The following is a 24,995-nucleotide window of genomic DNA, read 5'->3' as shown; positions in this document are numbered from 1 at the left end:
TGAGGAGCCGTTTTCTAAGCCGGGCATCTGAATGAAGAGTTATGCCGTCCGTTCTTTGTGCGGAGGGCCGCGCATTTTATGTGATCGAAAACCTGCAGCTTCCACAACGAGACTTTGGTCTATCAATATAAGTACTTGCAAAACAGTAATTAGATTGTATCATTGAATACCAGAAAATCTTGAAACGGATTCGGAATCAACGGCCGCGCCTTTCACCCAATACAAAACCACTCCCCGGCCGGACACGCACGGTTTTCAACAGGAAACGTCGTCGGGATCATCGGCGGTGTTGCAGCGATGTGATCGGCTCAAGGAAACTTTAACCGTCCGGTTCTCTTAAGAGATCGACTGCAGCCAGTCTGGCCGCGCAACAGCAGCGGATTCCTCATGGCCGAGCCCGTCACCCTCACGATGCCGCCGGACTGCACGCTCCGGACGGCGCAGGCGCTCCGGGCCGACCTGCTGGCGGCGCTGGACGGCGCGACCCGCCTGGTGCTGGATTGCGCGGCGATCGAGACGGTGGACGTCACCTTCGTCCAGCTCGTCGTCGCGGCCGCCGGGTCCGCGGCGGCGCGCGGCGCCACCCTCGACCTGACCAACCTGCCCGACGCGGCCGCGGCGGCGTTCCGGCGCGCCGGCATCGCGCCGCGCCCGCCCTTCGCGGCCGCCCCCGACCTCTGAACCCCCAGGACCGGATCTCCCCCATGGCCACCGTTCTCGCCGTCGACGATTCGCCCAGCATCCGCCAGATGATCAAGATCGTGCTGGGCCCCGCCGGCCACACCGTGATCGAGGCGGCCGATGGCGCCGAGGGCCTCGCCAAGGCCAAGGCCGGGGCGATCAACCTGGTGATCACCGACCTCAACATGCCGGTGATGAACGGCATCGAGATGATCAAGCAGCTGCGCACCGTGCCGTCCTGCGCGGGCGTGCCGATCCTGTTCCTGAGCACGGAATCGGACGAGAGCATCAAGCAGCAGGCGAAATCGGCCGGGGCCACCGGCTGGATCACCAAGCCGTTCAAGCCGGAGCAGCTGCTGGCGGTGGTGGCCAAGCTGATCCGCGCCTGAGCGGCCAGCCCCTGCCCGGCGCGCCCCTGCGGGCCGGCGGATCCACGACACCGGGTTCGGCTTCAAGCCTCGGAAAGGCTGCGGGCTTCGCTCCGGCCTGCGGGTAAGAGCCAGGGATGGGGGCGGCGTCGGATCGCGCGTGACGGCGCCTTCCGGGGGGGGGGCCTCCGACGGCTGCCCGTAACGGCTACGAGCTACACAGGTTCGCGGCGCAGGCACGGGTGCGGGCCGCAACTGCACGCGGCTGTCGGCGACCGTCGCGACGGTGAAGCCGGACGGCCCTGCGCACCGGCGGGCCGCGCAATCCTCGATACGATCGGTCGTTTGCCCGCCTCGTCGGCGAGCGCTGGTGCCGGTGGAGAGGATCGAACTCCCGACCTTCGGTTTACAAAACCGCTGCACTACCGCTGTGCTACACCGGCGGGCGCCTTGAAACCGTTGAGAAATCTTGCGGTTTCAGGGCGTCAGGGGGACTTTTGACTACGTTTGAGGGCGCTTCGTCAAGGCACAGATCCCGGCACGGTCCGTCCATGGCCCGGCCGCGTCGCGCTGCGGGCGCGTACGGACGGTCGGCGCTCCGGGACATCGGGGGGCGCCACAGCCTGAACGATCCGCGATCCGACGGTCTCCGTCCGCGTCACGGCGAATCTGGCCACCGCCGGGGGGCAATCGATGCCACCGCTGCCGGCCGCGGCACCGGATCGCACCCGCTCCGCGTTCCTGGACCGCTGGATGCCGGCGGGCGGCTAAAGCTGCGTGCCGTCGCCGCGCAGCGGCGCATCCCAGACGGGGTCTGCCGGCGTCAGCGGGACCACCGGTGCGCACGCCACGAGCAGCGCGATCATCGCGGTCCGTGAGCCGAGCAGGACCGCCGGCGGCTCGCCCGTGAGGATCCGCCAACCCAGGACGAAGGCCTCGACCGGCAGGTCGGCCAAGGTGTCCGTCGTGGGCGGGGGGTGATCCGCCGGGGCAGGCGCGGGCGTGTCCATGTCCCCTCAACGGGATCGCCCCGCCTTCGGGCGACCCGTTCGCGCCGGATGGTGAAGAGACGGTGATGCGGCTCCGGGGAACCGGGCCCCCGGCGTGCGGCCGCGCCGGCGCGAATTGCGGGGCGCGGCGCGACCCGCCACCAAAGCCCGGCTCGCGCGTTGTCGAGAGGATCCATCCTCACCTGGAGCGCCCGATGCTCGCCCGATCCGCGTTGCTGCTCGCCCTTCTCACGTCGAGCGCCCACGCCGCCGCCTTCGATGACCTGAAGGGGTACCTCGCCTCCTGCCTGCGGTTCGAGATGAGCGGCACTCCCGCGCAACGGGGTATGCCCCTGTCGTCCCGGGTCCACACCGCACTCGATCGCTGCTCCGACGACGTCGCCCGGCTGGAACGGGCCGATGGGCGGCGCCTGCGCGGCGATGGCGGCCTCAGCCCCTCGACCAAGGCGGTGATCCAGGGCGTCGTCGGCCGCGGCGACAGCGGTTTTCGCGACGTGCGGTACTGAGCGCTGCGGGTCCGCGCGCGAGACCTACTGGCACGCCACGAGGCCGCTGACCGTCTTGGCCGCGTCCGCAAGGTCGGCCGGATCGAGCTTCGCCCCGGTGATCGAGCCTGGCATAATCGTAACCCCGTTGCTTTCCAGGAACGACGCCAGGATCGCACCCTTAATCGCAAAGTTGATGTTTTGTGGGAAGTCGCCGGACGCGATCGCAACTTTGAGAACGTTCAGCTTCGATTGAACGACGCCGGCCACGTTGCCAAAATTGTCAAGCACCGGGCCGCCGGAATTGCCGGCCTGGACTGGTGCAGAGATCTGGTAGAACCGTGAATCGTCGTTCACCCCGGCAAGGGCAGTGACATTGCCGAGCGTGAAGTTGCCGGTGTTGGCCAGCAGGTCGAGATGAGGGTAGCCGAACGTCGCGATGCCTTCGCCGAGCCGTGCGCCGAGCCGCAGCGGCGGGAATTTGTGACCCTCGGCTCCTGTGACCTGAATCAAAGCCATGTCGTTGGCCGCATCAGTCGCCCTGACGGCTGCCTTCCGGATTTGTCCATCCGGCGTCTTCACGACGATATCCTTGCACGTCTCGATGACGTGATTATTCGTGATGAATCGCCCCTGCCCGTCGACGAAAAACCCACTGCCGGTCGAGATCTTGTCCTCCGGCTTAGCCCAAGCCACCGGCGGCGGTGCGGCCGGGTTCGGCACGGGTGCGAGCACATTGGGCGCCGGGGGGATGACGGCCGGATCCGGCCGGCTTACCGGCACGACGGCCGGCGCCGCGGCAACGCGGGCGGGCTCCTCGTCCAGGAAGCCGGGCGGCTCGACGAAGGGCCGGCCGTTCATCACCGAACCGAGCGAGGCCGACATGAGGACGGCGATGCGCTCGCCATTCACCACGCCCTTCGCGTTGTTCCAGAAGGCCGCGAAGCCCAAGATACCGTTGCCGTCCGCGTGATACCGGACGTACTCGTCATCCCCGTCTCCCGTCGTCGCGGAGATGACGAACCAACCATCCTTGAGAACCGAATAATGGATGACGGTGCCGTTGCCGCGCATCTTCTCCAAAAGGCCGGCATACACGGCCTCCGGCGTCGTTCCGGAGAAATAGTTGTAGGACACTTGGACCCGATCGGTGGCGTCGCGGTAGGTGAGGCCGTTTCTATTGGGATAGGGGCGAAGGCCCATGCCCTGGGGTATCCAGATAGGCCGCCCCCGCGTCGGATGTCCGATCTGGCGGAAGTCCCACATGTTGAACATGGGGCGCGCCACGGCGAACAATCTGTCTGAGGTTGCCTTGTCCAAGCTTCCCGACGGCGTAAGACGGTTGGCGATTTGGAAGTCTCGGATGGCGTTAAAGGTGTGCAGGGTGAAGCGCTCAGTGGGGACGGCATTCTGGTAACCCGCGCTGATCAGCATCGTCTGCGCGATGACGCGCTCCCGCAGAGCGTAGCTTGAATTGAAGCCCTCTTCGGCAGAGTAATAGGCCGGCGGCCGCGGAGCAGCATTGACCGGCGAGGCGGCCAGAGCCGCGACTAGAACGAGCGATCCGCACCGCATGTCAGCACCCTCGTCCTATGGTCGATGCCACATTCTCGCCACAAAATCTGAAGTTGCAACAGCAGAGTTTGCGCAGTCGCGCGCGTTGGTTACTCCTGCTGGGCATCGTCAGTCGGCATGCGGCTCAGGGCGATGGTCACGAACCGGTCTGCCGGAAGCTGAACTCGGATCGGGATGGAGCCCGCCTCGGTGAGCCCTGGGCGTCTGGAGCCCATCAACCCTGTAGACCCGGGGGGCACTTCTGGCGTAGGGTGCGCGCGAGGTTGATGACCGGTTCATAATAACGCTTCAGGACCCGGGGGCGGTACCCGGCGCCTCCACCAGAAGCACCTTGCCCCGCTACCGTTCGGGGACGGGGGCGCGCATCCGGCGTTTCGGATCGCGGGCTGCCAGGGTGCTTCTGCTGGGGGTGAAACAGGTTCGACTGGGCGGTAAAGGGATCGCGAGTTCTGTCCCGCTTCGGCGGGGTAAGATGCGGCTTTCGGTAAGGACTCGACCGGTTCGGCGCGGGCAACCCTCGTTCCGAGCACCTGACCAAAACTCTAAATGCCAACGACAACGTCGGCATGGAGATGCGCCTCGCGGCGTAATCTTCCGGGGCGTGGGCACGCCTAGCAACAGAACCCGGGGCTTCGGCCTCGGGGCCCGTCATTCCCGGCACCGGACACGCGAGGCGCTTCGGCCGCAGCCGGACACCACGCTGCCGGTTCAGGCATGCGGCGGCCGGCGATGCAGCGCGTGCCGCCCACCCACCCGTCGCGCACGCGTCTCGGCCCGCCGCCGCGCGGCCCGGACGCGCTCGATGTCGGCGATCCCGATCGGCCGCGGCGGCGCCGCGCGGGTGAACGGCATCCGGTCGCGGACATCGCCGTAATAGTCCGAACCGCCCATCCCGAAGCTGCCCCCCGTCACGGGCCCGTCCATGGGCGGCTCCCCGGCCCATGCGGGTGCGGCGAGGCCGGCAAGCAGGGCGGCGGCGAGGAATATGCGCATGCCCGGACGAGGCACGGCCGCGTCGGCCTTGGCAAGGCGAATCCGATAACGATGTCGTCGGCGCCCGATAGCGCCGGTCAGGTGCCGGTCCAGGCCGCGTGGACCGCGCCGGCGGCCGTGTCGGGCTTGGCCGCGCCGATGAAGATCACGACCGGGCCATGGGCGTCGCGCCGGGGGTCGTAGAAGTCGAGCAGGCCCGGATGGATCCGCTGGAGGAAGTCCGGATGCCGGCCGCTCCGGCGGAGCAGATGGTCGATGACGACCTGATCGCCGTGGACCCCGTTGGGCACCGGGCCGCAGGATCCCGGCCTCATCCAGCGCTCGGGATCCGCCGCGAAGGTCTTGTAGAGCGCGGCGAGTGCGTCGCCGTCCCAGCGCAGCAGCGCGCTGGAGAGCCGCCCGGCGTGGAAGTAATCCTCCATCGCGGCAAAGCCCGGCGTGGCCAGGGCGTCCGCCGGCCCGGTCAGGACCGTATCGAGGTCGCACAGGAGCGTCGGGCCCTCGGTCAGCCCGGGGCGGAACGCCTCCATCTTGGCCCACCAGGCCGGCCAGTCGTGCCGCAGGGGCACGCGCTCCACCCCGGCGACCGCGAGCGGTAGATCCGTGAGGCAGAGGATCCGCCCGAAGGCCGGTGCGTGGCGGCGCACGCCGCGGGCGAGGCGTTCCACCCAGGTCGCGTCGTAGCGCCCGCCGCCCTTCAGGACCGTGATCAGCGTCGCCATGACTCTCAGCCTTCGGTCGGGTGCAGGCGGAGGCGCCCGGAGGCCGCGGCGGCGGCGAACCACGCGCGCTCGGCCGCCCAGGGATGCCCCGGCCAGCCGGCGAAGCCGAAGCCGTAGGCGTCCGCCGGGAGCCCCGGCCCGGGGCGGTCCGGCACGAGCGCCAGGGCCACGAGGAAGCCGGTGCTCGGGTTCGGGCATTCGCCCGCCCGGGATCCGAGCAGGCCGTGCGCCCGCCGGTGCAGGGTCTCCGGCAGGACGTGGATCGGGCGCCCCAGGGGCCGCAGCAGCGCCAGGATCTCGCGGGTCCAGCAGATCGGGTCCGGGACGTTCTGCGCCGCCGGCAGCATCGGGAACGGCAGGATGAAGGCCCCGGCCGTCCGGACCACCGGGCGCTCCAGGAAGCGCCGGTCCGTCAGCCATTCCCGGGTCTGGCCGCCGCGGTTGACCAAGGCGAGGTGGGTGACGCGTCGGCCGGTCCGGTCGCCGAAGCCCGCCGCGTTGTTGAAGCGCACCACGCAGTCCGCCGCATCGATCGCCGGCCCTACATCACCGGTCCCGGGCGCGTTGCCGACGATGGCGAGGGACGATCCGGCCGGCAGGATCGGGCCGTCGGCACGGGAGGGATCGAGGTCGGATGACACGGAAACCGGGGATCGCGGGGAGCCGCGGAGGTAAGGCGCCAGGCCGGGACGACCAGGGCGCGGCCGGGTCGAACGTGTCGACGTGACGGGCCCGCGCCGGTGCTTCCTCTGCGCGGCCGACATGCTCGGGGCCAGCGCGCGGGGCCTGACCTATCCGGACGGCCGCCGCCGTACCTTCGCGCGCGCCTGCGGCTCCTGCGGCGTCCTGCTGGCGGAGGCGGCGGACCCGGCCGCCTGCCGGGAACACCTGGACCGGCACCTCGCCGCGCCGGCCTTCCTGTCCGACCCGGATGCGCCCTACGGCCTCGACCTCTACACCCTGCGGACCGCCGCGACCCGCCTCGGCCGGGGCACGCGCCCGCTCGATGACGCGGGCCGCGCGGACCTCCGGCATCCCCACGGGACCCGGGCCGCCGCGGCGGAACTCTACGCCCTCGACGGCGCCGCCGGGCGCCCGGTCTCCCTCGGCCTGCTGTGCCGCCCGGCGGACCTCGCCGCGGTGCTGGCGTTTCTGCCCGCCCAGGCCGGCTGGACGGACGATGTCGCGATCCTCCTCGACGGGCCGGCGCGGGCGGCCCGCATGGTTCCGGTCGCCGGGTTTCCGGAGGGGGCGGTGCGGGTGGCCGCCCGGCCCCTCGACGGCGATTTCGCCGCGCAGCGGAACGCGCTCCAGGACCTCGCCCGCCACGCCTGGATGCTGCAGCTCGACGCCGACGAATCCATCGAACCCGCCACCGGCGCGCGCCTGCCGGCCCTGGCCGCTGCGGCCGAGGCGGCGGAGGTCGTGTCGATCGGGCTCGCGCGGGCCAACCGGGTCGACGGCGTCCTGTCGGATGTCTTCCCGGACGTCCAGTACCGGTTGAACCGGACGCGGGTGCGCTTCGCCGGCCGGGTGCATGAGCGGCCGGTTCTCGACGGCGGCTGGCCGCGCAGCTTCCTGACGCTGCACGGGGTCATCGCGCATCGCCTGAGCCGCGCCCATGTGCGGGCGCGGTCGCACCGCTACGAAGCGCTCGATCCCGGACGCGGCCGTCCCGAGGAGGCGACGGCGCTGCTGCGTCCCTATGCCGACTGACGGGTCGCTCCGGCGCCCCCCGCCGCCGCGATCGCCCGCCGGTAGAGCGCCAGGGTCTCCCCGCCGAGGCTGGCCCGGTCGAACCGGCCCGCGGCGATGAGGGCGCGGGCCCTGTAGGTCCGGCGCAGGTCGGGATCGGCGAGGAGCGGGCGCAGGGCATCGGCCAGCGCCTTTCCGGTGGCGGCCTCCGCGAGCGGCCCGGCCCCGGGGGCGCCGACGAAGGCCCGGGCGCTGGCATCCTCCGCGCAGGCGACGACCGGCCGGCCGTAGGCCAGGGCCTCCTGGTAGACCAGGCCGAAGCTCTCGTAGCGGGAGGGGGCGACCACCGCGTGGGCCTGCGCGTAGGCCTGCGCCAGGGCGGCGGCGTCGACCCGGCCGCGGGCGCGGATGTGCCGCCGCGCCGCCCCGGGCAGATCGGCCGGCAGATCCTCCGGCGCCACCCCGACGAGGTCCAGCTGGAACGGTGGCAGGCCGTCCCGGTCCCGCGCGCCACCGAGGATCGCGACCGCGTCGAGGAGCGCGTCGAAGCCCTTGCGCGCCTCCGCCCGCCCGACGAAGAGCAGGCGCACCGGCGCCTCCGCCTCCGGATAGGCGGCGGCGCGGGCACCCGTCGCGACCTCGGGCGGCAGGCTGAGGCCGATCACCGCGGAGGGCTGCCGGCCGGTGAGCCCGTAGGCCCGCGTGATCACCGCGCCGTGCGCGGCGGTGTTGGCGATGAGGCCGGCGCTGCCCCGGGCCTGCCGGCGTTCCAGGGCGTCGGCACTCCACCCGTCGAGGCGGTCGCGCAGGGCACCCCCCGGCCCGCGCGTGAACACCGCCGGGGTCGAGCTGCGCGTCACCAGGGGCAGGGTCCGGCGGCCGGCGAGCAGCGCGGCCGGCGCGTACCAGTTGGTCGCCTCCACCACCGCGAAGGGCGTGCGCGCGTGCGCGGCCAGCACGGCGCGCCGGAAGGCCAGCGGCGCCGCGAGATGCCCGGCCGAGCCCCAGCGGCGCAGGCGCGCCAGGGCGCCCCCCTCCGGCAGGCCGAGGCCCACGATCGTGACGCCTGCCACCCGCGCGCGGCCGGTCCGGTCGAGGGTGAACACCGTGACCTCCGCGCCCGTCTCCGCGAGGCTCTCGGCGATCTCGCGGGCCGCGGTCGAGAGGCCGCTCGGCGCGGGCGGGTAGTCCCAAGCCAGGAGGGCGGTGCGCATCAGGCGTCGAGGAGGCGGCGGTAGAGCGCGAGATAGTCGCGCGCCATCCGCTCGGCGGTGAACCGTGCCTCGAACCGGCGACGGATCCCGGCGCGATCGAGCTGCCCGATCCGGGCGAGGGCCGCGACCGCCTCCGCCTCGCTCGCGACGACGAACCCGGTCACGCCGTCCTCGACGATCTCGGGGACCGAGCCGCGGTCCCAGGCCACGACCGGCGTCCCGCAGGCCATCGCCTCGATCATCACCAGGCCGAAGGGCTCGGGCCAGTCGATCGGGAACAGGAGCGCCCGGGCGCCGCCCAGGAGCTCGCCCTTCCGGGCATCGTCGACCGGCCCGAGATAGGTCGCGTCGGCGCCGAGGAGCGGGCGCACCTGCCGGTCGAAATAATCCGGGTTGCCGACATCGACCGTGCCGCCGAGCCGGATCGGGAGACCGGCAGCGCGGGCCACGCGGATCGCCGTGTCGGGCCGCTTCTGGTCGGTCATCCGGCCGAGGAAGGCGACGTGGGCGTCCGGTTCCGCGCGGAAGGCGTAGCGGTCCCGATCGATGCCGTGATGCACGATCCCCGCCCGGTTCGCCGCGGGGATGCCGGCTTCCTGCGCCGCCGAGATCGCCGCCACCGGCAGGTCGGGGAAGCCCGCGAAGAACAGCGCCCGGTCGAGCTCGTCCACCCGCCAGTGGATCGTGGTCAGGCTGCGCCGCCGGCGCCCGCCCAGGAGCGCCGCATGGGCGAACTCGCCGTGGCAATGGACGATGTCGAAATCGTCGAGCCGCAGCCGCAGCGCCTCCAGCTGCAGGGCATCCAGGGCCGCCGGCACCCCGGGCGCGACGGGCCCGTGGCGCCGCTCGAGCGCCGAAAGACTCGGATAATCGCCCACGCGCGGCAAGTCTGTCGCACTGTCCGAGGGGGCGAAAAGTGTTACCTCGACGCTCAAGCTTCGCAGCGCCGTGCTCAGATCATGCACAACCCGCTCGGTGCCGCCGTGATGATCTGGGGGAACGGGAAAAATGTTCGGTGCGACCTGGGCAACACGAATCACGACGCTCTCTTCACATAAGTTAAGTTTATACGGGCGCCCGACAGCTTCAGCCCACGCCTGATGTTCGTCCTGCACATCGCCCTGCAGGGCTGCCTGCGCGGCGACGGCGTCGTCTACGGGATCACCGCCGATACCGGCGGCCATATCCGCTACCTGCTCGATCTGGTCTCGGCCTCGGCGCAGGATCGCGACCTCGCGCGGATCGCGGTGGCGACGCGCCTGTTCCACGGCCCGCTCGGCGCCGCCTACGCCGTGCCTGAAGAGCGGATCGCCGACAAGGTCACCCTTGTGCGGCTGGCGAGCGCGTCCCCGGACTACCGCGCCAAGGAGGAGATGCACGCCGAGGTGGCGCGCTTCGCCGAGAACCTCGTCGCCTGGATCGGCGCGCAGGCGCGGGCGCCGGACCTGATCCACGCCCACTACGCGGACGCGGCCGCGGTGGCGGCGCTCGTGGAGGACCGGCTCGGCATCCCCTTCGTGTTCACCGCCCACTCGCTCGGCCGGGTGAAGGCCGCGATGCTGGGCGAGGCCGTCCTTCGCCCCGACCTCGCCCGCCGGATCGCCACCGAGGAGGACGCCCTGGCGCGGGCGCGGCTCGTGATCGCCTCGTCCCGCGACGAGGCGGAGGTGCAGTATGCCGGCTATGCCGCCTACGATCCCGGCCGCGTCCGCGTCCTGCCCCCGGGCAGCGACCTCGCCCGCTTCGCCGCGGCGTGTCCCGAGCCCCGGGTCGACGCCGCGATCGACCGGTTCCTGGCCGACCCGGGCAAACCGGCGATCCTGGCGCTGGCCAGGCCGGTGGCGCGCAAGAACCTCGCGGCCCTGGTGCGGGCCTACGGCGAGAGCCCCGCGCTGCGCGCCCGCGCCAATCTCGTGATCGTGGCCGGCACCCGCGCGGATATCGACGCCCTCGATGGCGACATGGCCGCGACGATGCGCGAATTGCTGGTCCTGATCGACCGCTACGACCTCTACGGGCACGTGGCCTATCCCAAGACTCACCGCCCGCAGGACGTTCCGGCGATCTACGCCTATGCCCGGGCGCATGGCGGCGTCTTCGTCAACCCGGCCCTCAACGAGCCCTTCGGCCTGACGCTGCTGGAGGCCTCGGCGGCCGGCCTGCCGCTGGTCGCCACCGATAGCGGCGGTCCCAACGACATCGTCGAGACCTGCGGCAACGGGCTGCTGGTCGATCCCCGCGCCCCCGGCGCGATCGCCGAGGCCTGCCTGCGGATCCTGGGCGATACGGCGCTCTACGCCCGCTGCGTCGCGGGCGGGGCCCGGGCGGCGGCGGCCTACGACTGGGACCGGCACGCCGCGCGCTACCACGTCCTGCTGCGCGCGCTGCTGGCCCCGGAGCCGCCCCTCCGGAGGCCCCGGCAACTCCTGGTCTGCGACATCGACAACACGCTGGTCGGCTGCGACGCGGCGCTGGGGATCTTCCGCCGATGGCGCAGCCGGCAGGCGGAGCTGGCCTTCGGCGTCGCCACCGGCCGGTCCTTCCACAGCGCGATGGCGGTGCTGGAACAGCAGGCCAGCCCGCGGCCGCAGGTGATGATCACCTCGGTCGGGTCCGAGATCTACCATCTCGACGCCAACGGGGTGACCTACACGGCGGATGCGGCCTGGCGCGGGATCATCGCTGCCGGCTGGGACCGGGAGGCGGTGCGCGCGGCGCTCGCCGGGCTCGACGGGCTCGCCCCCCAGGGCCCCCTGGAGCAGCGGGCGCTGAAGCTGAGCTATTTCGGCGATGCGGCGGCGGCGCGGCGCGTCCGCGCGCGGCTCGCGCTGGCCGGCCTCCCCGCCCGGGTGATCCACAGCCACGGCCGCTACCTCGACGTGCTGCCGGAGGCGGCCTCGAAGGGCACCGCCGTCGACCATGTCCGGGCCCTGTACGACCTCCCCGAGCAGGCGGTCTTCGTGGCCGGCGATTCCGGGAACGACATCGAGATGCTGGGCGCCCGGGTGCAGGCGATCATCGTGGCGAACTATTCGGACGACCTCGCCAACAACGCCGCGCTGAAGCATTCCTACGTCGCCCGGACCGCCCATGCCCGGGGCATCATCGAGGGGGTGTCGCATTTCCGGCGGATGCTGGCCGATGTCGGCTGAGCCCGGGGGCGGCCCCGCACCGAGCGTGCTGACGCTGGTTCGCGGCCGGGCCGACCGCCTGCGCAACCTGATGCGCGGGCTCGCCCGCCAGACGATGCCGCCCCGCGAATGCGTCATCGCCTGGATGCAGCCCGAGCCGGCCGCTGACCTGCCCGATCCCGGCTGCCCCGTGCGCCACCTCCATGTGCCGGGCGCGGCGCTGCCGCTCGCGGCCGCGCGCAACCGGGCGGCGGAGGCGGCCGCGGCGGACCTCCTCGTCTTCCTCGACGTGGATTGCATCCCGGGCCCGACGCTGGTGGCGGCCTATGCCGCGGCCGCCGCGGCGGCCCGGGGCCTGTTCCTGGGCGAGGTCCTCTACCTCCCGGACGGGGCGACCGCCGGCGGCGTTGTGGATCCAGCCGCGCTCGACCGGGTCGGGCGCCCCCATCCGGCCCGCCCGCCCGTACCGGAATCCGGTTCGCGGCCGGAGCCCGATCCGGGCCAGCTCTGGGGCCTGTCCTTCGCCCTGGCGGCCTCCGCCTGGCGCGCGGTCGGCGGCATGGACGAGGCCTATTCGGGCTATGGCGGCGAGGAGACCGACTTCGCCGCCCGGCTCGCCGCGACCGGGCTGCCGACGTTCTGGGTCGCGGGCGCGCGGGCCTACCACCAGCACCACCCGGTCCACGTGCCGCCGCTCCAGCACTTCGCGCCGATCCTCGCCAACGCGGCCCGCTTCCGGGCCCGGCACGGACGGTGGTGCATGACCTACTGGCTCGATCAGTTCCGCGCGGCCGGGCTGATCGACTGGGATTCCGACGCGGCCGCGATCCGCCTGATCCGACCGCCGACCCGGCACGAGATCGCCGCCGCCCTGCGGCCCGACGCCCTGTTCTCCTGAGAGCGAGCCCGAACCGCCGGCCATGAAGCGACCCATCGCGTTCTTCGTCCATCACCAGGGCCGCGGCCACGCCAACCGCACGATGGCGGTGGCGGCCGCGTTCAGCCACGACCGCCCGGTCTCGGTGCTGACCGCGGATCCGCACCTGTTCGACGGCTTCGCGCGCGACATCGAGATCGTGGCGCTGCCCAACATGATCGGCGCCGCGGTCCCGACCGCGCGGCTCTACGCGGAGCCGACGCCGCAGGTGATGCACTGCGTCCCCCTGGGCCTGTCCGAGATGCGCCGGACCATGCGGTGCATCCTCGACCACCTCGACGAGCGCGGGATCGGGCTGTTCGTCGTCGACGTCTCCGCGGAGATCGCCCTGCTCGCGCGGATCGCCAGCGTGCCCGCGGTCCAGATCCGCATGCACGGCGACCGCTCCGACATCGGCCATATCGGCGCCTACGAGGCCTGCGTGGGGATGCTCGCCCCCTTCGACGCGCGCCTGGAGCAGGACGAGTACCCCGCGCGCCTGCGCGCCAAGACCTTCTACAGCGGCGGCCTGTGCACCAGCGTCGACCGGGTGCCGGAGCGCGCCGAGGCGCGGGCGCGGCTCGGGCTCGATCCGGAGCGCGAGATCGTCGTGGCGGTGACCGGCGGCGGCGGCAGCGGCACGCCCTACGCGCCGCTGACGGTCGCGGCCCGGGCCGCCCCGGACGCGCTCTGGCTGACCCTCGGGCCGACCCACCGCGAGGGCCACGAGACCGACTTCGCCAACCTGCGCGAGCTCGGCTGGGTCGCCTCGGTCACCGCCTACCTCGCGGCGGCCGACATCGTCATCGCCTCGGCGGGCGACAACACGGTGCACGAGGTCGCCCGGGTCGGCGGCCGCCTGATCGTGATGCCGGAATGGCGCTATTTCGCCGAACAGACCCGCAAGGCCGAAGCCCTGGTCCGCTTGGGCGCCGCCGTTCAGGCCCCCGCCTGGCCCGGCGATCTCCAGACCTGGCGCGACCTCCTGGCCCGGGCCCGCGCCCTCGACGGGACCGCCCTGCGCAGCCTCTACGCCCCGGACGCCGCCGCCCGCGCCGCCGACTGGCTCGAAGGGCTGACCGACACGCTGTGGTCCGGTCAGCTGATCGACGCCGCCGCGGCCGGATGAGCGCCGCCGTCCCACACCGTTGGAGCCGCCCCCGATCGCGTCGCGATCGGGGGCGGCTCCCCGTTCTTGATTCAACCCGCTCGCCGCCGCCGGACCGGCGTCCGTTTCGGCGGCGAGCGCCCCAGCCGGAGCCCGATCTCGGATGTCCACCGTTTCCGTCGTGACGCTCGCCAAGGGCCGGCCGGCGCATCTGCGCAACGTGCTCCTCGGCCTCGCGCGCCAGACCCGGCCGCCCGCCGAACTCATCGTCGCGGTGATGCAGGACGCGCCCTACGACCTGCCCGAGGTGCCGTTCCCGGTCCGCCAGATCCTGGTGCCGGGCCGCGAGCTTCCCCTGGCGGCGGCGCGCAACCGCGGCGTGGCGGCGGCGTGCGGGGAGGATGTCGTCTTCCTCGACGTCGACTGCATCCCGGCACCGAGTCTCGTCGCCGACTATGCACGGGGCCTCGCCGCCCTCGACGGCCTGCTGATGGGCGAGGTGCTGCACCTGCCCGAGCGCGCCACGGCGGGCGACTGGCGCTACGCGGATCTCGACGCCGTCGCCGAGCGGCATTCCGATCGCCGCGGCCCCCCGGCCTCCGGCATCGAGATCTGCAACGATTACCGCTGCTTCTGGTCGCTCAACTACGCCATCCGCCGGGCGACGTTCCTGGACACCGGCGGTTTCGACGAGCGCTATACGGGCTATGGCGGCGAGGATACGGATTTCGGCAAGCTCCTGGCCACGCGCGGCATCCCGATCGCCTGGATCAAGGGCGCGCGCGCCTATCACCAGTACCATCCGCACCACATGCCCCCGGTCCATCACCTCGACAGCGTCGTGCGCAATGCCGAGCTGTTCGCGTCCAAATGGGGCTACCGGACCATGGGCCACTGGCTCTACGCGTTCCGCGTCATGGGCCTGATCGACGACGCGCCCGACCGGCCGATCCGGATCCTGCGCCGCCCCGATGCCGGGGATCTGGCCCTCACCGGCCAGCAGAGCCACCAGCCCTACACCAATTCGGCCTCCGTCATCCGGACCCTCGAGGCGCGGCAGGTCGAGGGCGCCGCCCTGACCTCCGGCGTGCCCGCGCCCGCGACGGCATGAGGATCGCGCTCCTCGCCCATCTCCGCCACCCGATCGCGCCGCCCTTCGCGGGCGGCCTGGAAGCCCAGACCTGGAGCCTCGCCGACGGTCTGACCGCGCGCGGCCACAGGGTCGTGCTGTTCGCCTCCGGCGACAGCGACCCGCGCTTCACCCTCGACCCGGTGATCCCGGTCCACCACGAGCGCCGCTTCCCCGGCCTGGAGCACCGGGGCGATGCCGGCCTCACGGCCCATCTCGACGACGGCTACGCCGCCGCCTGCGCGCGGATCGCCGCCGGGGGCTTCGACGTCCTGCACAACAACAGCCTGAGCCGCCTGCCGCTCGAACCGCGCGCCACGGCGGCGACCCCCACGGTCACCTCGCTGCACGTGCCGCCCTACGACGCGCTCCGCTGGTTCGTGCACGCCAGCGTCACGCCGGGGCACCGGATCACCGCGACCTCCCGGGCCCAGCTGCGGGCCTGGTGGCCGGACGGCGCGCCGGCGATGGCCTCGGTGCTCCACAACGGCATCGATCCCGCCGCCTGGCCCTACGTCGCGCGGGGCGACGGCAGCGCCGTCTGGTGCGCGCGCCTCGCGCCGGTCAAGGGCGCCCACCACGCGATCGCGGCGGCGCGCCGGGCCGGCCTGCCCCTGACCCTGTTCGGCCCGGTCGAGGAGCCGGACTACTTTGCGGCGCGGATCGCCCCGGCGCTCGGCGGATCGATCCGCTACGGCGGCCACCTCGGCGGCGCGGCTCTGGCCGCGGAGGTCGGCCGCGCCTCGGTGTTCCTGTTCACCCCGTGCTGGGACGAGCCGTTCGGGCTGGCGGCGGTCGAGGCGATGGCCTGCGGCCTCCCGGTCGCCGGCTTCGCCATGGGCGCCGCCCCGGAGGTCGTCGGCGAGGCCGGGCGCCTCGTCCCGTGTGGCGACGCGGACGCCCTGGCCGGGGCGATCGACGCCGCCCGGGTGATTCCGCGCCCGATCCCGCGCGACCGCGTCCTGCGCCTGTTCACCCGCGACCGCTGGCTCGACCGCTGCGAGGCGCTCTACGCGCAGGCCCGCGCCGGCGGCTGACCCGGGCCGCTCCTCGCGGATCACGCTCTGGATTTGGGATCATCGCCCGGCCGGCCCAGGGCGCGTCTCCCTCCCCCGTAGAGGGGGGAGGGAGGACGCTTGCCAGCTCCGGACCGCAACACCCGTCGATCGGGCGATGATTCCGACCGCGATCTATGAATCCGCCAGCCCGCAGCGGCAGCAGGGACGGCGCCCGGCTCTGGCGTACCCCGCATCGGGAACCGATCGCCGGCGCTGGCCGAACCGCTGCGGCGCACCTCCGCCCGCCGCAGACCCGGCAGGCGCCTCAGCCCAAATTCCTAATCGGCTGAGAAATAGGAAATAAGGCTTGACAACGGTGCGCTGCCGGGCTATCCCTGAGGCACGGTCGAAACGTGTGCGGAGAGCGGCGATGCGGCTACGCGAGGCCCACCCGGTCGAGCGGCGCACGGAGGTGACGCGGCTCCTGCGCGAGACCGACCTGCCGATCCGTGAGATCAGCGCCCGCACCGGCCTCAGTCCGCGCACGATCCTGACCTGGAACGCCCGGGCCGGCTGGGTGCGGCCGCCGCGCTGGCGCTGCGTCGTCGCGCGCTGGCCCGAGACGCGGCGCCTCGCGGTCGCCCGGCTCCTGAGCCTGCCGGGCAGCGATCCCGCCGATGTCGCCGCGGCGATGGGCTTCGGGCGCGGGCGGCCCGAGCTGATGGTCGCGGCCTTCCGGCGGGTGCCGAGGGGGCGGCGGACCCGGCGCGAGGCCGCGCCGGTGATCGATCCGCCGACCCTGCGGGCGCATCTGCGCGCCCACATCGCCCGCCAGATCGCCGCCTACGACGCGGCTCTGGGCCGGGACGGGGTGGCGCTGGGTGAATCCGCCCGGGTCCTGCGCGACCTCGGCGGCCTCAAGCGGCTGCTTGACGAGGTCGGGGCGGACGGCGTCCAGCCCGCGGCGGGGGAGGGGGGCGATGACGGCACGGAACGCGATCTGCCTTCCCTCCGCGCGGAGATCGCGCGACGCTATGATGGCTTTGTCCGCGGCGGGGCGCCTGCCTGACTTCCTCGCGACCCTGCCGCCCGGCCTGCTCCAGGCGCTCGACCGCGACTGGCTGCACCGCGCCCGCGCCGACCAGCTCCCGCCGGCCGAGCCGGACGCGGCCGGAGCCCCGATCGAACCCTGGACCACCTGGGCGGTGATCGGCGGCCGCGGCAGCGGCAAGACCCGCACGGGGGCCGAATGGGTCGACGCGCTCGCCCGGGGCGATCCGGCCTTCACCCCCGAGCCGGTCGGGCGCATCGCGCTCGTGGGCGAGACGCATTGCGACGTGCGCGAGGTGATGATCGAAGGGCCCTCGGGGATCCTGAACCTGCCCCGGGGCGGCCGGGCGCGGCCGGTCTGGTCGCCGAGCCGGCGGCGCCTCGAATGGGCCGACGGCGCGGTCGCCCTGGCCTTCTCGGCGGAGGAGCCCGACGCGCTCCGCGGTCCGCAATTCGGCGCCGCCTGGTGCGACGAGGCCGCCAAGTGGCGCCGGCCCGAGGCGGCCTTCGACATGCTGCAATTCGGCCTGCGCCTCGGCGCCCGGCCACGCAACCTCGTGACCACGACGCCGCGGCCGGTGCCGCTGATCCGCCGCCTGCTCGGAGACCCGCGCACCGTGGTGAGCCGCGCCCGGACCCGCGACAACGCCGACAACCTCGCGCCGGACTTCCTCGAGCGCGTGGTCGGGCGCTATGCCGGCACCCGCCTCGGCCGCCAGGAACTCGACGGCGAACTCATCGCCGACCGGGACGATGCCCTCTGGGACCGCGCCGGCCTGGAGGCGGGGCGGGTCGCCGCCGCCCCCGACCTCGGCCGGATCGTCGTGGCGGTCGATCCGCCCGCGACCTCGGGGGCGCGCTCGGATGCCTGCGGGATCGTGGCGGCGGGGCGCGCCGGGCCCCAGGCCTACGTGCTGGCCGATGCCAGCCTCGCCCGGGCCACCCCGCAGGCCTGGGCCGGGGCGGCCCTGGCGCTCTATCACCGGCTCGCCGCCGACACCCTGGTGGTCGAGGTCAACCAGGGCGGCGAGATGGCCGCCGCCGTGCTGGCGCAGTGCGACCCCGCCGTGCCGGTGGTCCGCGTCCACGCCACCCGGGGCAAGTATCTGCGGGCCGAGCCGGTCTCGCTCCTCTACGCCCGCGGCCTCGTTCACCATGTCGGGGCGTTCCCGGCGCTGGAGGACGAGCTGTGCGATTTCGGGCCGGAGGGCCTGTCCGGGGGCGGCTCGCCGGACCGGCTCGACGCCCTGGTCTGGGCGCTCACGCACCTGATGCTGGAGAAGCGGGCGGAACCGCGGATCCGGCGCCTGTGAGGGACACCCGAAACAATACGGCGCGCCTCTGCTGGAAGCGCGCCGGGAGTCGGTTCGTGGTCTCAGGAACGAACTGCATCCTGTATACACGATTTCGTGCGCCACACTGTGGCGTCCGCACCACGGCGTCGCACGCAGCGCGGGTTGGACCCGTCTTTTTTCCGGTCGGATCCGCTCATTCCGGGGCGGTCAGGCTCCGCAGGGCGGCGCGCACGTCGGTGAGCGAGCCGACCAGCGCGTAGCAGGCGAAATCGTGGGCGCCGGATGCGGCCTGCGCGACCCGGAACGCGCAGCTCAGGCGCGTCGCCCCCGGGACCGGCCGAATCGCGAAACCGGCCCTCGGGGCATCGGCCTCGCCCGCCGGGGGGGCCGGGCTCCAGATCCCCAGGGCGTGCGAGCCCTCGGGCAGGGCCAGGATCACGGGTTGCGGCCGTTCACCGGGGGCGGGGTCGAGCCGATCGAGCCCGCCGGTCGCCGGGTCGAAGCGCCAGGCCTCGGTGAACTCCGCCGGTACGGTGGCCGAGAGCGGCTCGAACCGCACCGCCGCGGCGGGCTGGGACAGCACGAAGCCCGCCTGGACCTCGATGGCGTTGCCGAGGCCCGGCAGGCCGAGGGCGATCCGCTTGTGCAGGATCACGTCCGGGCCGGCCGCGGCGCCCGGGCCGTCCCAGGCCAGGGGCGCCACGGTCTCGGCCCAGCTCCGGCCGGCGCGGAGGGACCGGAGACGCGCTGCCGCGGGCTCGCCCCGCGGGTCGCCGGCCTCGCTCGCTTGGCGGCCGTCTGCCTCCGGATCGAGGGTCAGGCGCGCCTGGAGGGCGTCCCCGACCCCGGCATCGGCCAGGAACGCGACGCCGTTCCAGGTCAGCGTATCCGCGGCCCCGGCGACCCGGCGCGACAGGCGCAGGGCGATCTCCGAGCGGCCGAAGGGCCGCGCCAGGACGAGGGTGCCGTCCGGCTCCGGCCAGGCGGGGAAATCCTGCGCCCGGGCGGCCGCAGCGGGCATCGCCGCGGCCAGGAGGGCCGCCGGCAAACACCCGCCTCGGGCTGCGCGGGACCGCGCGGGGAAGCGGCTCTGCATCGCGCAACCATAACGCAGGACCAGACCGGCATGTCGACCCTCCTCGAACGGCTGGCGCGGGTCGCCCGCCGCGGCGCCGGCGGCCCGGCGCCCGCCACCCAGGCCGCCAGCATGGCCGACTCCAAGGCCGCCAGCATGGCCTACACCAAGGCCGCGATGGCCCCCGCCTTCGCGCTCTACGCCGAGGGCCGGGCGAGCTGGACGCCCCGCGACCCGGCGGCGCTCGCCCGGGCCGGCTACCAGGGCAACCCGGTGGTCCACCGGGCGGTCCGGCTGGTCGCCGAGAGCGCCGCCGGCCTGCCGCTGATCGCCACCGGGCCCGGGGCCGAGCGGGCGTCCGATCTGCTGGCGCTGCTCGCCCGGCCGAACCCACGGGAGAGCGGCACGCATCTCCTGGAGACGGTCTATGCCGACCTGCTGCTCGCCGGGACCGCCTATCTGGAGGCGGTCGCCCTCGACGGCCGGGTCGCGGCCCTGCAGGCCCTGCGGCCGGGGCGGATGCGGATGGTGCCGGGGCCCGACGGCTGGCCGGCGGCCTACATCTACACCGCGGGCGGCCGCAGCCGCCGGTTCGACCTGCCCGCCCCCGGCACCGAGGCGGTGGCGCCGATCCTTGCGCTCGCCCTGTTCCACCCGGAGGACGAGACCGGCGGCCTCGCCCCCGTCGAGGCGGCGGCGGCCGCCCTCGACATCCACAACGCGGCGAGCGCCTGGAACAAGGCGCTCCTCGACAACGCCGCCCGGCCCTCCGGGGCGCTGGTCTTCGCCGGGGCCTGGCTGTCCGAGCCGCAATTCGAGCGGCTGAAGGGGGAACTGGAGGCGAATTACCAGGGCGCCGCCAATGCCGGCCGGCCGCTGCTGCTCGAGGGCGGCCTCGACTGGAAGCCGCTCGGCCTGTCGCCCCGGGACATGGATTTCGTCGAGGCCAAGAACGCGGCGGCCCGGGAGATCGCCCTGGCCTTCGGGGTTCCGCCCCTGCTGCTGGGCCTGCCCGGCGACAGCACCCACGCCAACTACGCCGAGGCCAACCGGGCGCTCTACCGCCAGACCCTGATCCCGCTCGCGGCCCGCACCGCCCAGGCGCTCGCCGTCTGGCTGGAACCCGCCTTCGGGCCGGTGGACCTGGAACCCGATCTCGACCGGATCGAGGCGCTGGCCGGCGAGCGGGAATCCCTGTGGCGCCGGGTCCAGGCCGCGGATTTCCTGTCGGTCGCCGAGAAGCGCGAGGCGGTGGGCTACCCGCCGGAGCTGCCCCGGGGGGCGGACGCCTCGTGATCGGGGGGCTGGATGGGTGCCTCGGTGTCGGAGACGCAAGTTCCGCCACCACCGGGCCCCTCCCGCCCCCGTCTGCGGGCAACGAGATGCCCACACCGCCTGCTGCGAGCCGCGATGCGCGCTCCCCCCCCGTGCGGGGAAGCGTTGGAGGTGGGGGTGGTCCCGGACGACGCGCGGCGGTGCCTCCTGCACCACCCCCACCCCTGACCCCTCCCCGCAAGGGGGAGGGGAAAAGGCGCGGCGTTCCACATGTTTGCCGCCGAACGCGATGCGTGGATCCGCAAGCCCCCCTGCGGAGGAGGGAGACGCGTCTCGGGCCCGACCCCGCCCCCCCGAACCGCTTTCAACCCGAGGACCATCCATGGACGGCCATTTCACCGGCTATGCCAGCGTCTTCGGCGTGCCCGATCTCGGGCGCGACGTCGTGGTGCCGGGGGCCTTCGCGGCGAGCCTGGCGCGGCGCGGTCCGGCCGGCGTGCGCCTGCTGTTAACTCACGACAGCCGGAATAAAACGTTTTTTAGGAAATAGATAGAATTTCGTCCGTAAGCGTACCTACAATTTCACCAACACACTCGCGTTCGCTTGCCACCCGCACGAAATGCGCGAGCCGCGTTTACGAGGGGTGGCAAAAATTGCCATCGGGTTGTGGCGCCTTCTTCGCTGCGACATATTGTACGCGTAAGTACTTATCCACACAGGCGGCTGGAACTAGAAGAATTGCCATTTGGGTTCCTTACTATCGGTAGTTTTCAGTGAGTTAGAGGATGCCAAACCGTGACGATGGCGCTCATTTATCTAGAAAATCGGCTCGATCGCTGAGATCAAATCGACGGTCCCCGAAGGTCGCTCGTTCGCAAAGGGCAGAGGACACGGCAGATCACGAAGAGGCGGTCGCAACCGTCGATCGCCTGGAAGCCGCTCTGCGCGATCTGTTCAAGTAGCTCTCGTATGGCGGGCCGTCGCAGCGTCAGCGCCTTTAAGATCTGCCTCCCGCACCGGATGCGCGAGCGGCGTTCGTGAGGAGTGAAGATTCGTCGCGGTGACCGATCAGCCTCCATCGAGTTTGCCTACGTCGGTGGTCCTCATCCCGCTGGCCGCCACGCTCGCCCTCTTGCCCCCCAGGTTCATCGGAGGGCGGGCATGGATGCATGGTTCTTGCGGAGCTGAGGCGTCGGGTCTCCTCTCGACCTCCACGCCCGCCCAAAGTGTCGCCCCGATGCAGAGGGTTGGGCGTGGATGCTTCGAGCGTCTACTCTGCCGGCGGCGTCAGGATTGACCGCTCACGCGCCTCGAAGTCCGGCTCATCGCCGAAGCCGAGGAAGCTTTCCGGCAGCGCGGTTCCGGTCAGCGACAGGATCGCCCTGGCGGTGACCGCCAGCTTGTCCTCGTTCTCCAAGCAGCGGTGAGACAGCGCGCCCTCGACCTCCATCGCCGCCGCGAGGCCGACCACCGCAAGGCCCGCCATCGTGCGCGGCGCGGGCTTAGCCATCACTTCCGTGAGCAGCCGCCTCAGCGCGTTGTCGACGGCCAGGGCGGCTTTGTAGGGCTCGGCGTCGGGGTCCTCGGCGTCGAACACCCAGCGCACGCTCATCGCGGCAGAATGGGCAGCGATCAGGCGATCCCGGAGCGGCACGTGCGGATCCTGAGCACCATGGCCGATGTGAGCCTCAAGGCGCTGGCGCAGAGCCGCTGCGCGCTTGGTTAGGGTGACTGGTGCGGCGGGACCGCTGGCAGCGGCCTCAGCGAAGCACCGGTTTAGTCCGTTCTTGATAGCCGCGATGGTCTGGTCGGCGGGATCAGCTGTCCGCATCGCGCGGATGGCCTGGGTGACGGGGCCCGGCCCGTGGCCGAGCCCTGTGCCTAATAAGGGCTGAGGGCTGCCGGGCTGGGGTAATAAGGGCGTGCGTGTGCTATGGGCGTGGGTAGCCATTGACGTAGCTCCAGTGCGTGGATGGTCAGGGCCGATTGGAAGTTCGTACCTTCCCGTCGGCCCGTTTTTGTTGTAGCCACTTAAATATGCGGCTGTCAATTCCGGTGGATACAAAAAAACGAGGGCGGCCTCCTGGTCGCGTTCACTCTGGAGAGTTCCGGATGCGCGTCGCGCCGGACTTTTTCGAGCCTATCGACGCATGGCGCGAGGCTCAGCCTGACAAGCCCTCCCGCTCCGAAGCCATCCGCCGCCTCGTCGAGGAAGCACTGAAAGTAAAGCGGTCCTGATTACGCGTACATCAAAGGAACTTGGATGACCCCTGAACAGGTGAAACTCGTGCAGGACAGCTTCGCGAAGGTACGCCCCATCGCCGGGACGGCGGCTGAGCTGTTTTACAGCAAACTGTTCGAGATCGCCCCCCAGGTACGCCCCATGTTCCACGAAGACATGGCCGAGCAGAAGCAAAAACTAATGGCCATGCTAGGGTTGGCAGTGGCCAATCTCGGCCATCCGGAGACCGTGGTCCCGGCCCTCCAGAATCTTGGGCGCAAGCACGTCGCCTACGGCACGCAGGCCGCCCATTACGAGCCGGTCGGTGCCGCCCTGCTGTGGACCCTGGAGCAGGGCCTTGGGCCCGACTTCACTCCAGATGTCTGGGAAGCCTGGACCGAGACTTACACGCTCGTCGCCGGCGTGATGAAAGACGCCGCGGCCGAAGTGCAAGGATAGCGGATCGGCTCGCTTAGCACCTGAAGGCGAAGGGCTATCTGAAGTGACGCTGAGCCGGATCACGACGGTCGTGTGCGTCGCGGTCGTGGCAGTGGCAGGTACGCATGTGCTCACAGACGAGGGCATCGAGCACGCTCCGCTGATAGTTCTGGGCGCGGGGCTTCTAGCAAGTGGGCTCGTTGCGCTACTGAACCGGGTATGAGCCATCCCGAGCCCGATGAGTTGTTCCGCGCCCGACCTCTGCGGGTCGTTGCTGATCACGAGCGGCATCTCGTGAGAATGGCGTATGGTTCGTTCCTTGATCGCATCGGTCGCAGGTATGACCGGTTCAGGACCGGCGTGCCGCTGAAGGGCCTCGACAGCTTCAAGGATGACAACACCGGGGACGAGGGCTGACCCCATCCCCCGCCTCGTAGGCCAGACGCTGAACGCGGACGGTCGAAGCGGGATCCAAGCACTCTACATGACCTGCATGCCAACGCTCGGCCTCACGCTCCCGCTCCGCATCCGCATTCTCGACGACGCGGCCTGCGTCGAGGACGCCAACGGCCGCCGCACCGGGTTCGTCGCCTGGTCGGATGGTGGTGGCGACGCCGGCGATGAACCGTTCACGCGTGCCGAGGCTATCGAGCAAGTCCGCCTTATCGCGAGCGCCTGGGCCAACGCACTGGCCAGCAGCGGCACGCTCGATACCGGCCCCGCCCCCGAACCCGGTGCGGCCGGTGCTGAGCCATCGCCAGAAGGCTGAGGGCGCCCTCGAAGTGGCCGGCGTCATTTATCATTGAGGAGAACGGCGAGGGGCCTGGGGTGCGGCTGAGGAAGGCTTAGGGGTGCCCAGTGGTCTACGATGCCGAAGACTTCCAAGCGCTGCAGGAGCAGCACGGTCGGTTGGAGACGCTCTACGTCGATTTTGAGCAGTCGCGATCGCCTGAAACCGTCAAGGCGATGCAGGCCGCCTGCCGGTCGGCGCGACGGATCACAAACCCACGCTATCGGTACGCCATCGAACAGATCGGCTGGATTGAGGGCTCGTTGAGGCCCAGGCCGGGCGGACATGATCCGGCGGCTATCTATCAGGCGATCACGCGCCTTAGAAACGCACTCGTTCGACTGAAGCCCTAGTCAGCGTCGCCTGTTGCGGCGCTTTCGACGTCGGCATTCGGCACGTCCTTGGGCCAGTACCCCTGACCAGGCACGTTCAGGAATTCGTCTCTGAAGCGCCACATGATGGTGCCGATGTTTTTCGCCTTATCTCGGCCGGCGAGTGGGATTCCTGCGGCTTCAAACGCTTCGACCAACTCACCGCGAGTCATTGGACGTCCAACTCGAAGAATCTCTGAACGCGCTAGGCTGGCGAGTTGGCGAGGCGGATAGATGTTGCGCTCGCGACGGCGCGGCTGCGCGTCGTCAGAACGCTCGTCTAAGCGATCTGACTCGCGCGCCGCGTTGCCCGATCGGATCTCCTGAAGACGCTCATATCCGTGGATGATTTCGTTAAGAACGCGCAGCTCTTCCTGCAAGTCGCGCCGACGCTGCAGGATGTCTCGATATGACCGCTCGTCCATGATGCGGCCTCCGATGTGGGCGTTCATGA

27 protein-coding genes, 1 tRNA gene, 1 other RNA gene and 1 pseudogene are annotated in these 24,995 nt (G+C 71.7%); 19 read left to right on the top strand and 11 right to left on the bottom strand.

Annotated elements, in window-relative coordinates:
* Nucleotides 1-387 precede the first annotated feature (387 nt).
* Both AC3IF3_RS08685 and AC3IF3_RS08680 read left to right on the top strand, forming a co-directional pair.
* The gene (locus AC3IF3_RS08685; protein WP_489228316.1) at nt 388-681 is read left to right on the top strand and encodes an STAS domain-containing protein; all 294 of its coding nucleotides are present in this window, start codon (nt 388-390) and stop codon (nt 679-681) included.
* Between the two features lie 23 nt (nt 682-704).
* A complete protein-coding gene (locus AC3IF3_RS08680; protein WP_489215205.1) occupies nt 705-1,070 on the top strand; it encodes a response regulator in 366 nt (121 codons plus the stop codon).
* Nucleotides 1,071-1,417: 347 nt separating this feature from the next.
* On the opposite strand, the gene AC3IF3_RS08675 is transcribed toward AC3IF3_RS08680, so the two are convergent.
* Nucleotides 1,418-1,492 (bottom strand) — tRNA-Thr (locus AC3IF3_RS08675).
* Nucleotides 1,493-1,816: 324 nt separating this feature from the next.
* On the bottom strand, nt 1,817-2,005 hold the full coding sequence (locus tag AC3IF3_RS08670; RefSeq protein WP_243968552.1) for a hypothetical protein: 189 nt from the start codon (nt 2,003-2,005) through the stop codon (nt 1,817-1,819).
* 248 nt (nt 2,006-2,253) lie between these two features.
* Between AC3IF3_RS08670 and AC3IF3_RS08665 the strand changes: the two genes are divergently transcribed.
* Entirely contained in the window at nt 2,254-2,565 is a 312-nt protein-coding gene (locus AC3IF3_RS08665; RefSeq protein WP_243968554.1) for a hypothetical protein, read from the top strand.
* Nucleotides 2,566-2,589: 24 nt separating this feature from the next.
* On the opposite strand, the gene AC3IF3_RS08660 is transcribed toward AC3IF3_RS08665, so the two are convergent.
* Nucleotides 2,590-4,119, bottom strand: coding sequence for a trypsin-like peptidase domain-containing protein (locus AC3IF3_RS08660; protein ID WP_489228315.1), 1,530 nt, complete (start codon nt 4,117-4,119; stop codon nt 2,590-2,592).
* Between the two features lie 271 nt (nt 4,120-4,390).
* On the opposite strand from AC3IF3_RS08660, the gene ssrA reads away from it, so the two are divergent.
* Nucleotides 4,391-4,562, top strand: a transfer-messenger RNA (tmRNA) gene (gene ssrA, locus AC3IF3_RS08655).
* Between the two features lie 265 nt (nt 4,563-4,827).
* On the opposite strand, the gene AC3IF3_RS08650 is transcribed toward ssrA, so the two are convergent.
* The 3 genes from AC3IF3_RS08650 to AC3IF3_RS08640 all read right to left on the bottom strand — a co-directional run bounded on the left by AC3IF3_RS08650 (nt 4,828) and on the right by AC3IF3_RS08640 (nt 6,475).
* Entirely contained in the window at nt 4,828-5,112 is a 285-nt protein-coding gene (locus tag AC3IF3_RS08650) for a hypothetical protein (RefSeq protein WP_489228314.1), read from the bottom strand.
* Nucleotides 5,113-5,189: 77 nt separating this feature from the next.
* Complete coding sequence (locus tag AC3IF3_RS08645; protein ID WP_489228313.1) at nt 5,190-5,834, bottom strand: hypothetical protein; 645 nt, start codon at nt 5,832-5,834, stop codon at nt 5,190-5,192.
* Between the two features lie 5 nt (nt 5,835-5,839).
* The gene (locus tag AC3IF3_RS08640) at nt 5,840-6,475 is read right to left on the bottom strand and encodes a glycosyltransferase family 29 protein (RefSeq protein WP_489228312.1); all 636 of its coding nucleotides are present in this window, start codon (nt 6,473-6,475) and stop codon (nt 5,840-5,842) included.
* 121 nt (nt 6,476-6,596) lie between these two features.
* Between AC3IF3_RS08640 and AC3IF3_RS08635 the strand changes: the two genes are divergently transcribed.
* Entirely contained in the window at nt 6,597-7,550 is a 954-nt protein-coding gene (locus tag AC3IF3_RS08635; protein ID WP_489231267.1) for a glycosyltransferase family protein, read from the top strand.
* Here AC3IF3_RS08635 and AC3IF3_RS08630 read toward each other — a convergent pair.
* Both AC3IF3_RS08630 and AC3IF3_RS08625 read right to left on the bottom strand, forming a co-directional pair.
* Nucleotides 7,538-8,743, bottom strand: a complete 1,206-nt coding sequence (locus AC3IF3_RS08630; protein WP_489228311.1) for a glycosyltransferase family 4 protein — start codon at nt 8,741-8,743, stop codon at nt 7,538-7,540. The genes AC3IF3_RS08635 and AC3IF3_RS08630 overlap by 13 nt on opposite strands.
* Complete coding sequence (locus AC3IF3_RS08625; protein WP_489228310.1) at nt 8,743-9,783, bottom strand: glycosyltransferase family 4 protein; 1,041 nt, start codon at nt 9,781-9,783, stop codon at nt 8,743-8,745. Before AC3IF3_RS08625 ends, AC3IF3_RS08630 begins: the two co-directional genes overlap by 1 nt.
* A gap of 60 nt (nt 9,784-9,843) precedes the next feature.
* Between AC3IF3_RS08625 and AC3IF3_RS08620 the strand changes: the two genes are divergently transcribed.
* The 7 genes from AC3IF3_RS08620 (at nt 9,844) to AC3IF3_RS08590 (ending at nt 18,388) form a co-directional block, all read left to right on the top strand.
* Nucleotides 9,844-11,895 carry an HAD-IIB family hydrolase gene (locus AC3IF3_RS08620; protein WP_243965310.1) on the top strand — a complete coding sequence of 684 codons (2,052 nt, stop codon included), beginning with the start codon at nt 9,844-9,846 and terminating at the stop codon, nt 11,893-11,895.
* Nucleotides 11,885-12,772: a glycosyltransferase family 2 protein gene (locus AC3IF3_RS08615; RefSeq protein ID WP_489215190.1), complete on the top strand. Its 888-nt coding sequence runs from the start codon at nt 11,885-11,887 to the stop codon at nt 12,770-12,772. The genes AC3IF3_RS08620 and AC3IF3_RS08615 overlap by 11 nt, the downstream gene beginning before the upstream one ends.
* Nucleotides 12,773-12,794: 22 nt before the next feature.
* Nucleotides 12,795-13,919 carry a glycosyltransferase gene (locus AC3IF3_RS08610; RefSeq protein ID WP_489228309.1) on the top strand — a complete coding sequence of 375 codons (1,125 nt, stop codon included), beginning with the start codon at nt 12,795-12,797 and terminating at the stop codon, nt 13,917-13,919.
* Between the two features lie 142 nt (nt 13,920-14,061).
* The gene (locus tag AC3IF3_RS08605; RefSeq protein WP_489228308.1) at nt 14,062-15,009 is read left to right on the top strand and encodes a glycosyltransferase family 2 protein; all 948 of its coding nucleotides are present in this window, start codon (nt 14,062-14,064) and stop codon (nt 15,007-15,009) included.
* A complete protein-coding gene (locus AC3IF3_RS08600) occupies nt 15,006-16,064 on the top strand; it encodes a glycosyltransferase (RefSeq protein WP_489228306.1) in 1,059 nt (352 codons plus the stop codon). The genes AC3IF3_RS08605 and AC3IF3_RS08600 overlap by 4 nt, the downstream gene beginning before the upstream one ends.
* 391 nt (nt 16,065-16,455) lie before the next feature.
* Complete coding sequence (locus AC3IF3_RS08595) at nt 16,456-17,094, top strand: hypothetical protein (RefSeq protein ID WP_489228304.1); 639 nt, start codon at nt 16,456-16,458, stop codon at nt 17,092-17,094.
* Complete coding sequence (locus AC3IF3_RS08590; RefSeq protein WP_489231266.1) at nt 17,063-18,388, top strand: DNA-packaging protein; 1,326 nt, start codon at nt 17,063-17,065, stop codon at nt 18,386-18,388. Before AC3IF3_RS08595 ends, AC3IF3_RS08590 begins: the two co-directional genes overlap by 32 nt.
* A 175-nt stretch (nt 18,389-18,563) precedes the next feature.
* Here the strand turns inward: AC3IF3_RS08590 and AC3IF3_RS08585 are convergent, their stop codons facing one another.
* Nucleotides 18,564-19,418, bottom strand: coding sequence for a hypothetical protein (locus AC3IF3_RS08585; protein ID WP_489228302.1), 855 nt, complete (start codon nt 19,416-19,418; stop codon nt 18,564-18,566).
* Between the two features lie 78 nt (nt 19,419-19,496).
* Between AC3IF3_RS08585 and AC3IF3_RS08580 the strand changes: the two genes are divergently transcribed.
* Both AC3IF3_RS08580 and AC3IF3_RS08575 read left to right on the top strand, forming a co-directional pair.
* Entirely contained in the window at nt 19,497-20,741 is a 1,245-nt protein-coding gene (locus AC3IF3_RS08580; RefSeq protein ID WP_489228300.1) for a phage portal protein, read from the top strand.
* A gap of 361 nt (nt 20,742-21,102) precedes the next feature.
* Nucleotides 21,103-21,240 (top strand): annotated as a pseudogene (locus AC3IF3_RS08575) (HK97 family phage prohead protease); the annotation flags it as partial.
* A gap of 751 nt (nt 21,241-21,991) precedes the next feature.
* Here AC3IF3_RS08575 and AC3IF3_RS08570 read toward each other — a convergent pair.
* The gene (locus tag AC3IF3_RS08570; protein WP_489228298.1) at nt 21,992-22,375 is read right to left on the bottom strand and encodes a hypothetical protein; all 384 of its coding nucleotides are present in this window, start codon (nt 22,373-22,375) and stop codon (nt 21,992-21,994) included.
* A 458-nt stretch (nt 22,376-22,833) separates the two neighbouring features.
* On the opposite strand from AC3IF3_RS08570, the gene AC3IF3_RS08565 reads away from it, so the two are divergent.
* The 5 genes from AC3IF3_RS08565 (at nt 22,834) to AC3IF3_RS08545 (ending at nt 24,523) form a co-directional block, all read left to right on the top strand.
* Nucleotides 22,834-22,959 carry a hypothetical protein gene (locus AC3IF3_RS08565; RefSeq protein WP_489228296.1) on the top strand — a complete coding sequence of 42 codons (126 nt, stop codon included), beginning with the start codon at nt 22,834-22,836 and terminating at the stop codon, nt 22,957-22,959.
* Between the two features lie 25 nt (nt 22,960-22,984).
* Entirely contained in the window at nt 22,985-23,401 is a 417-nt protein-coding gene (locus AC3IF3_RS08560; protein WP_489228294.1) for a globin family protein, read from the top strand.
* 198 nt (nt 23,402-23,599) lie between these two features.
* Nucleotides 23,600-23,797: a hypothetical protein gene (locus tag AC3IF3_RS08555; RefSeq protein ID WP_489228292.1), complete on the top strand. Its 198-nt coding sequence runs from the start codon at nt 23,600-23,602 to the stop codon at nt 23,795-23,797.
* Between the two features lie 67 nt (nt 23,798-23,864).
* Entirely contained in the window at nt 23,865-24,149 is a 285-nt protein-coding gene (locus AC3IF3_RS08550; protein WP_489228291.1) for a hypothetical protein, read from the top strand.
* A gap of 89 nt (nt 24,150-24,238) precedes the next feature.
* On the top strand, nt 24,239-24,523 hold the full coding sequence (locus tag AC3IF3_RS08545) for a hypothetical protein (protein WP_489228289.1): 285 nt from the start codon (nt 24,239-24,241) through the stop codon (nt 24,521-24,523).
* Here the strand turns inward: AC3IF3_RS08545 and AC3IF3_RS08540 are convergent.
* A complete protein-coding gene (locus AC3IF3_RS08540; RefSeq protein ID WP_489228287.1) occupies nt 24,520-24,993 on the bottom strand; it encodes a hypothetical protein in 474 nt (157 codons plus the stop codon). The two genes, AC3IF3_RS08545 and AC3IF3_RS08540, sit on opposite strands and share 4 nt — an antisense overlap.
* Between the last annotated feature and the right edge of the window lie 2 nt (nt 24,994-24,995).

The sequence above is a fragment of the Methylobacterium sp. J-118 genome (assembly GCF_057836565.1).
The sequence above is the reverse complement of the archived record's forward strand: the minus strand, read 5'-3'. Positions and strand labels throughout refer to the sequence as shown.

Coding starts and splice junctions, on each gene's coding strand:
- AC3IF3_RS08565 (WP_489228296.1), top strand. CDS start 22,834: ATGCGCGTCGCGCCGGACTTTTTCGAGCCTATCGACGCATGGCGCGAG.
- AC3IF3_RS08650 (WP_489228314.1), bottom strand. CDS start 5,112: ATGCGCATATTCCTCGCCGCCGCCCTGCTTGCCGGCCTCGCCGCACCC.
- AC3IF3_RS08580 (WP_489228300.1), top strand. CDS start 19,497: ATGTCGACCCTCCTCGAACGGCTGGCGCGGGTCGCCCGCCGCGGCGCC.
- AC3IF3_RS08630 (WP_489228311.1), bottom strand. CDS start 8,743: ATGCGCACCGCCCTCCTGGCTTGGGACTACCCGCCCGCGCCGAGCGGC.
- AC3IF3_RS08645 (WP_489228313.1), bottom strand. CDS start 5,834: ATGGCGACGCTGATCACGGTCCTGAAGGGCGGCGGGCGCTACGACGCG.
- AC3IF3_RS08620 (WP_243965310.1), top strand. CDS start 9,844: ATGTTCGTCCTGCACATCGCCCTGCAGGGCTGCCTGCGCGGCGACGGC.
- AC3IF3_RS08590 (WP_489231266.1), top strand. CDS start 17,063: ATGGCTTTGTCCGCGGCGGGGCGCCTGCCTGACTTCCTCGCGACCCTG.
- AC3IF3_RS08560 (WP_489228294.1), top strand. CDS start 22,985: ATGACCCCTGAACAGGTGAAACTCGTGCAGGACAGCTTCGCGAAGGTA.
- AC3IF3_RS08550 (WP_489228291.1), top strand. CDS start 23,865: ATGACCTGCATGCCAACGCTCGGCCTCACGCTCCCGCTCCGCATCCGC.
- AC3IF3_RS08680 (WP_489215205.1), top strand. CDS start 705: ATGGCCACCGTTCTCGCCGTCGACGATTCGCCCAGCATCCGCCAGATG.
- AC3IF3_RS08555 (WP_489228292.1), top strand. CDS start 23,600: ATGAGCCATCCCGAGCCCGATGAGTTGTTCCGCGCCCGACCTCTGCGG.
- AC3IF3_RS08605 (WP_489228308.1), top strand. CDS start 14,062: ATGTCCACCGTTTCCGTCGTGACGCTCGCCAAGGGCCGGCCGGCGCAT.
- AC3IF3_RS08610 (WP_489228309.1), top strand. CDS start 12,795: ATGAAGCGACCCATCGCGTTCTTCGTCCATCACCAGGGCCGCGGCCAC.
- AC3IF3_RS08615 (WP_489215190.1), top strand. CDS start 11,885: ATGTCGGCTGAGCCCGGGGGCGGCCCCGCACCGAGCGTGCTGACGCTG.
- AC3IF3_RS08665 (WP_243968554.1), top strand. CDS start 2,254: ATGCTCGCCCGATCCGCGTTGCTGCTCGCCCTTCTCACGTCGAGCGCC.
- AC3IF3_RS08660 (WP_489228315.1), bottom strand. CDS start 4,119: ATGCGGTGCGGATCGCTCGTTCTAGTCGCGGCTCTGGCCGCCTCGCCG.
- AC3IF3_RS08635 (WP_489231267.1), top strand. CDS start 6,597: ATGCTCGGGGCCAGCGCGCGGGGCCTGACCTATCCGGACGGCCGCCGC.
- AC3IF3_RS08685 (WP_489228316.1), top strand. CDS start 388: ATGGCCGAGCCCGTCACCCTCACGATGCCGCCGGACTGCACGCTCCGG.
- AC3IF3_RS08595 (WP_489228304.1), top strand. CDS start 16,456: ATGCGGCTACGCGAGGCCCACCCGGTCGAGCGGCGCACGGAGGTGACG.
- AC3IF3_RS08600 (WP_489228306.1), top strand. CDS start 15,006: ATGAGGATCGCGCTCCTCGCCCATCTCCGCCACCCGATCGCGCCGCCC.
- AC3IF3_RS08540 (WP_489228287.1), bottom strand. CDS start 24,993: ATGAACGCCCACATCGGAGGCCGCATCATGGACGAGCGGTCATATCGA.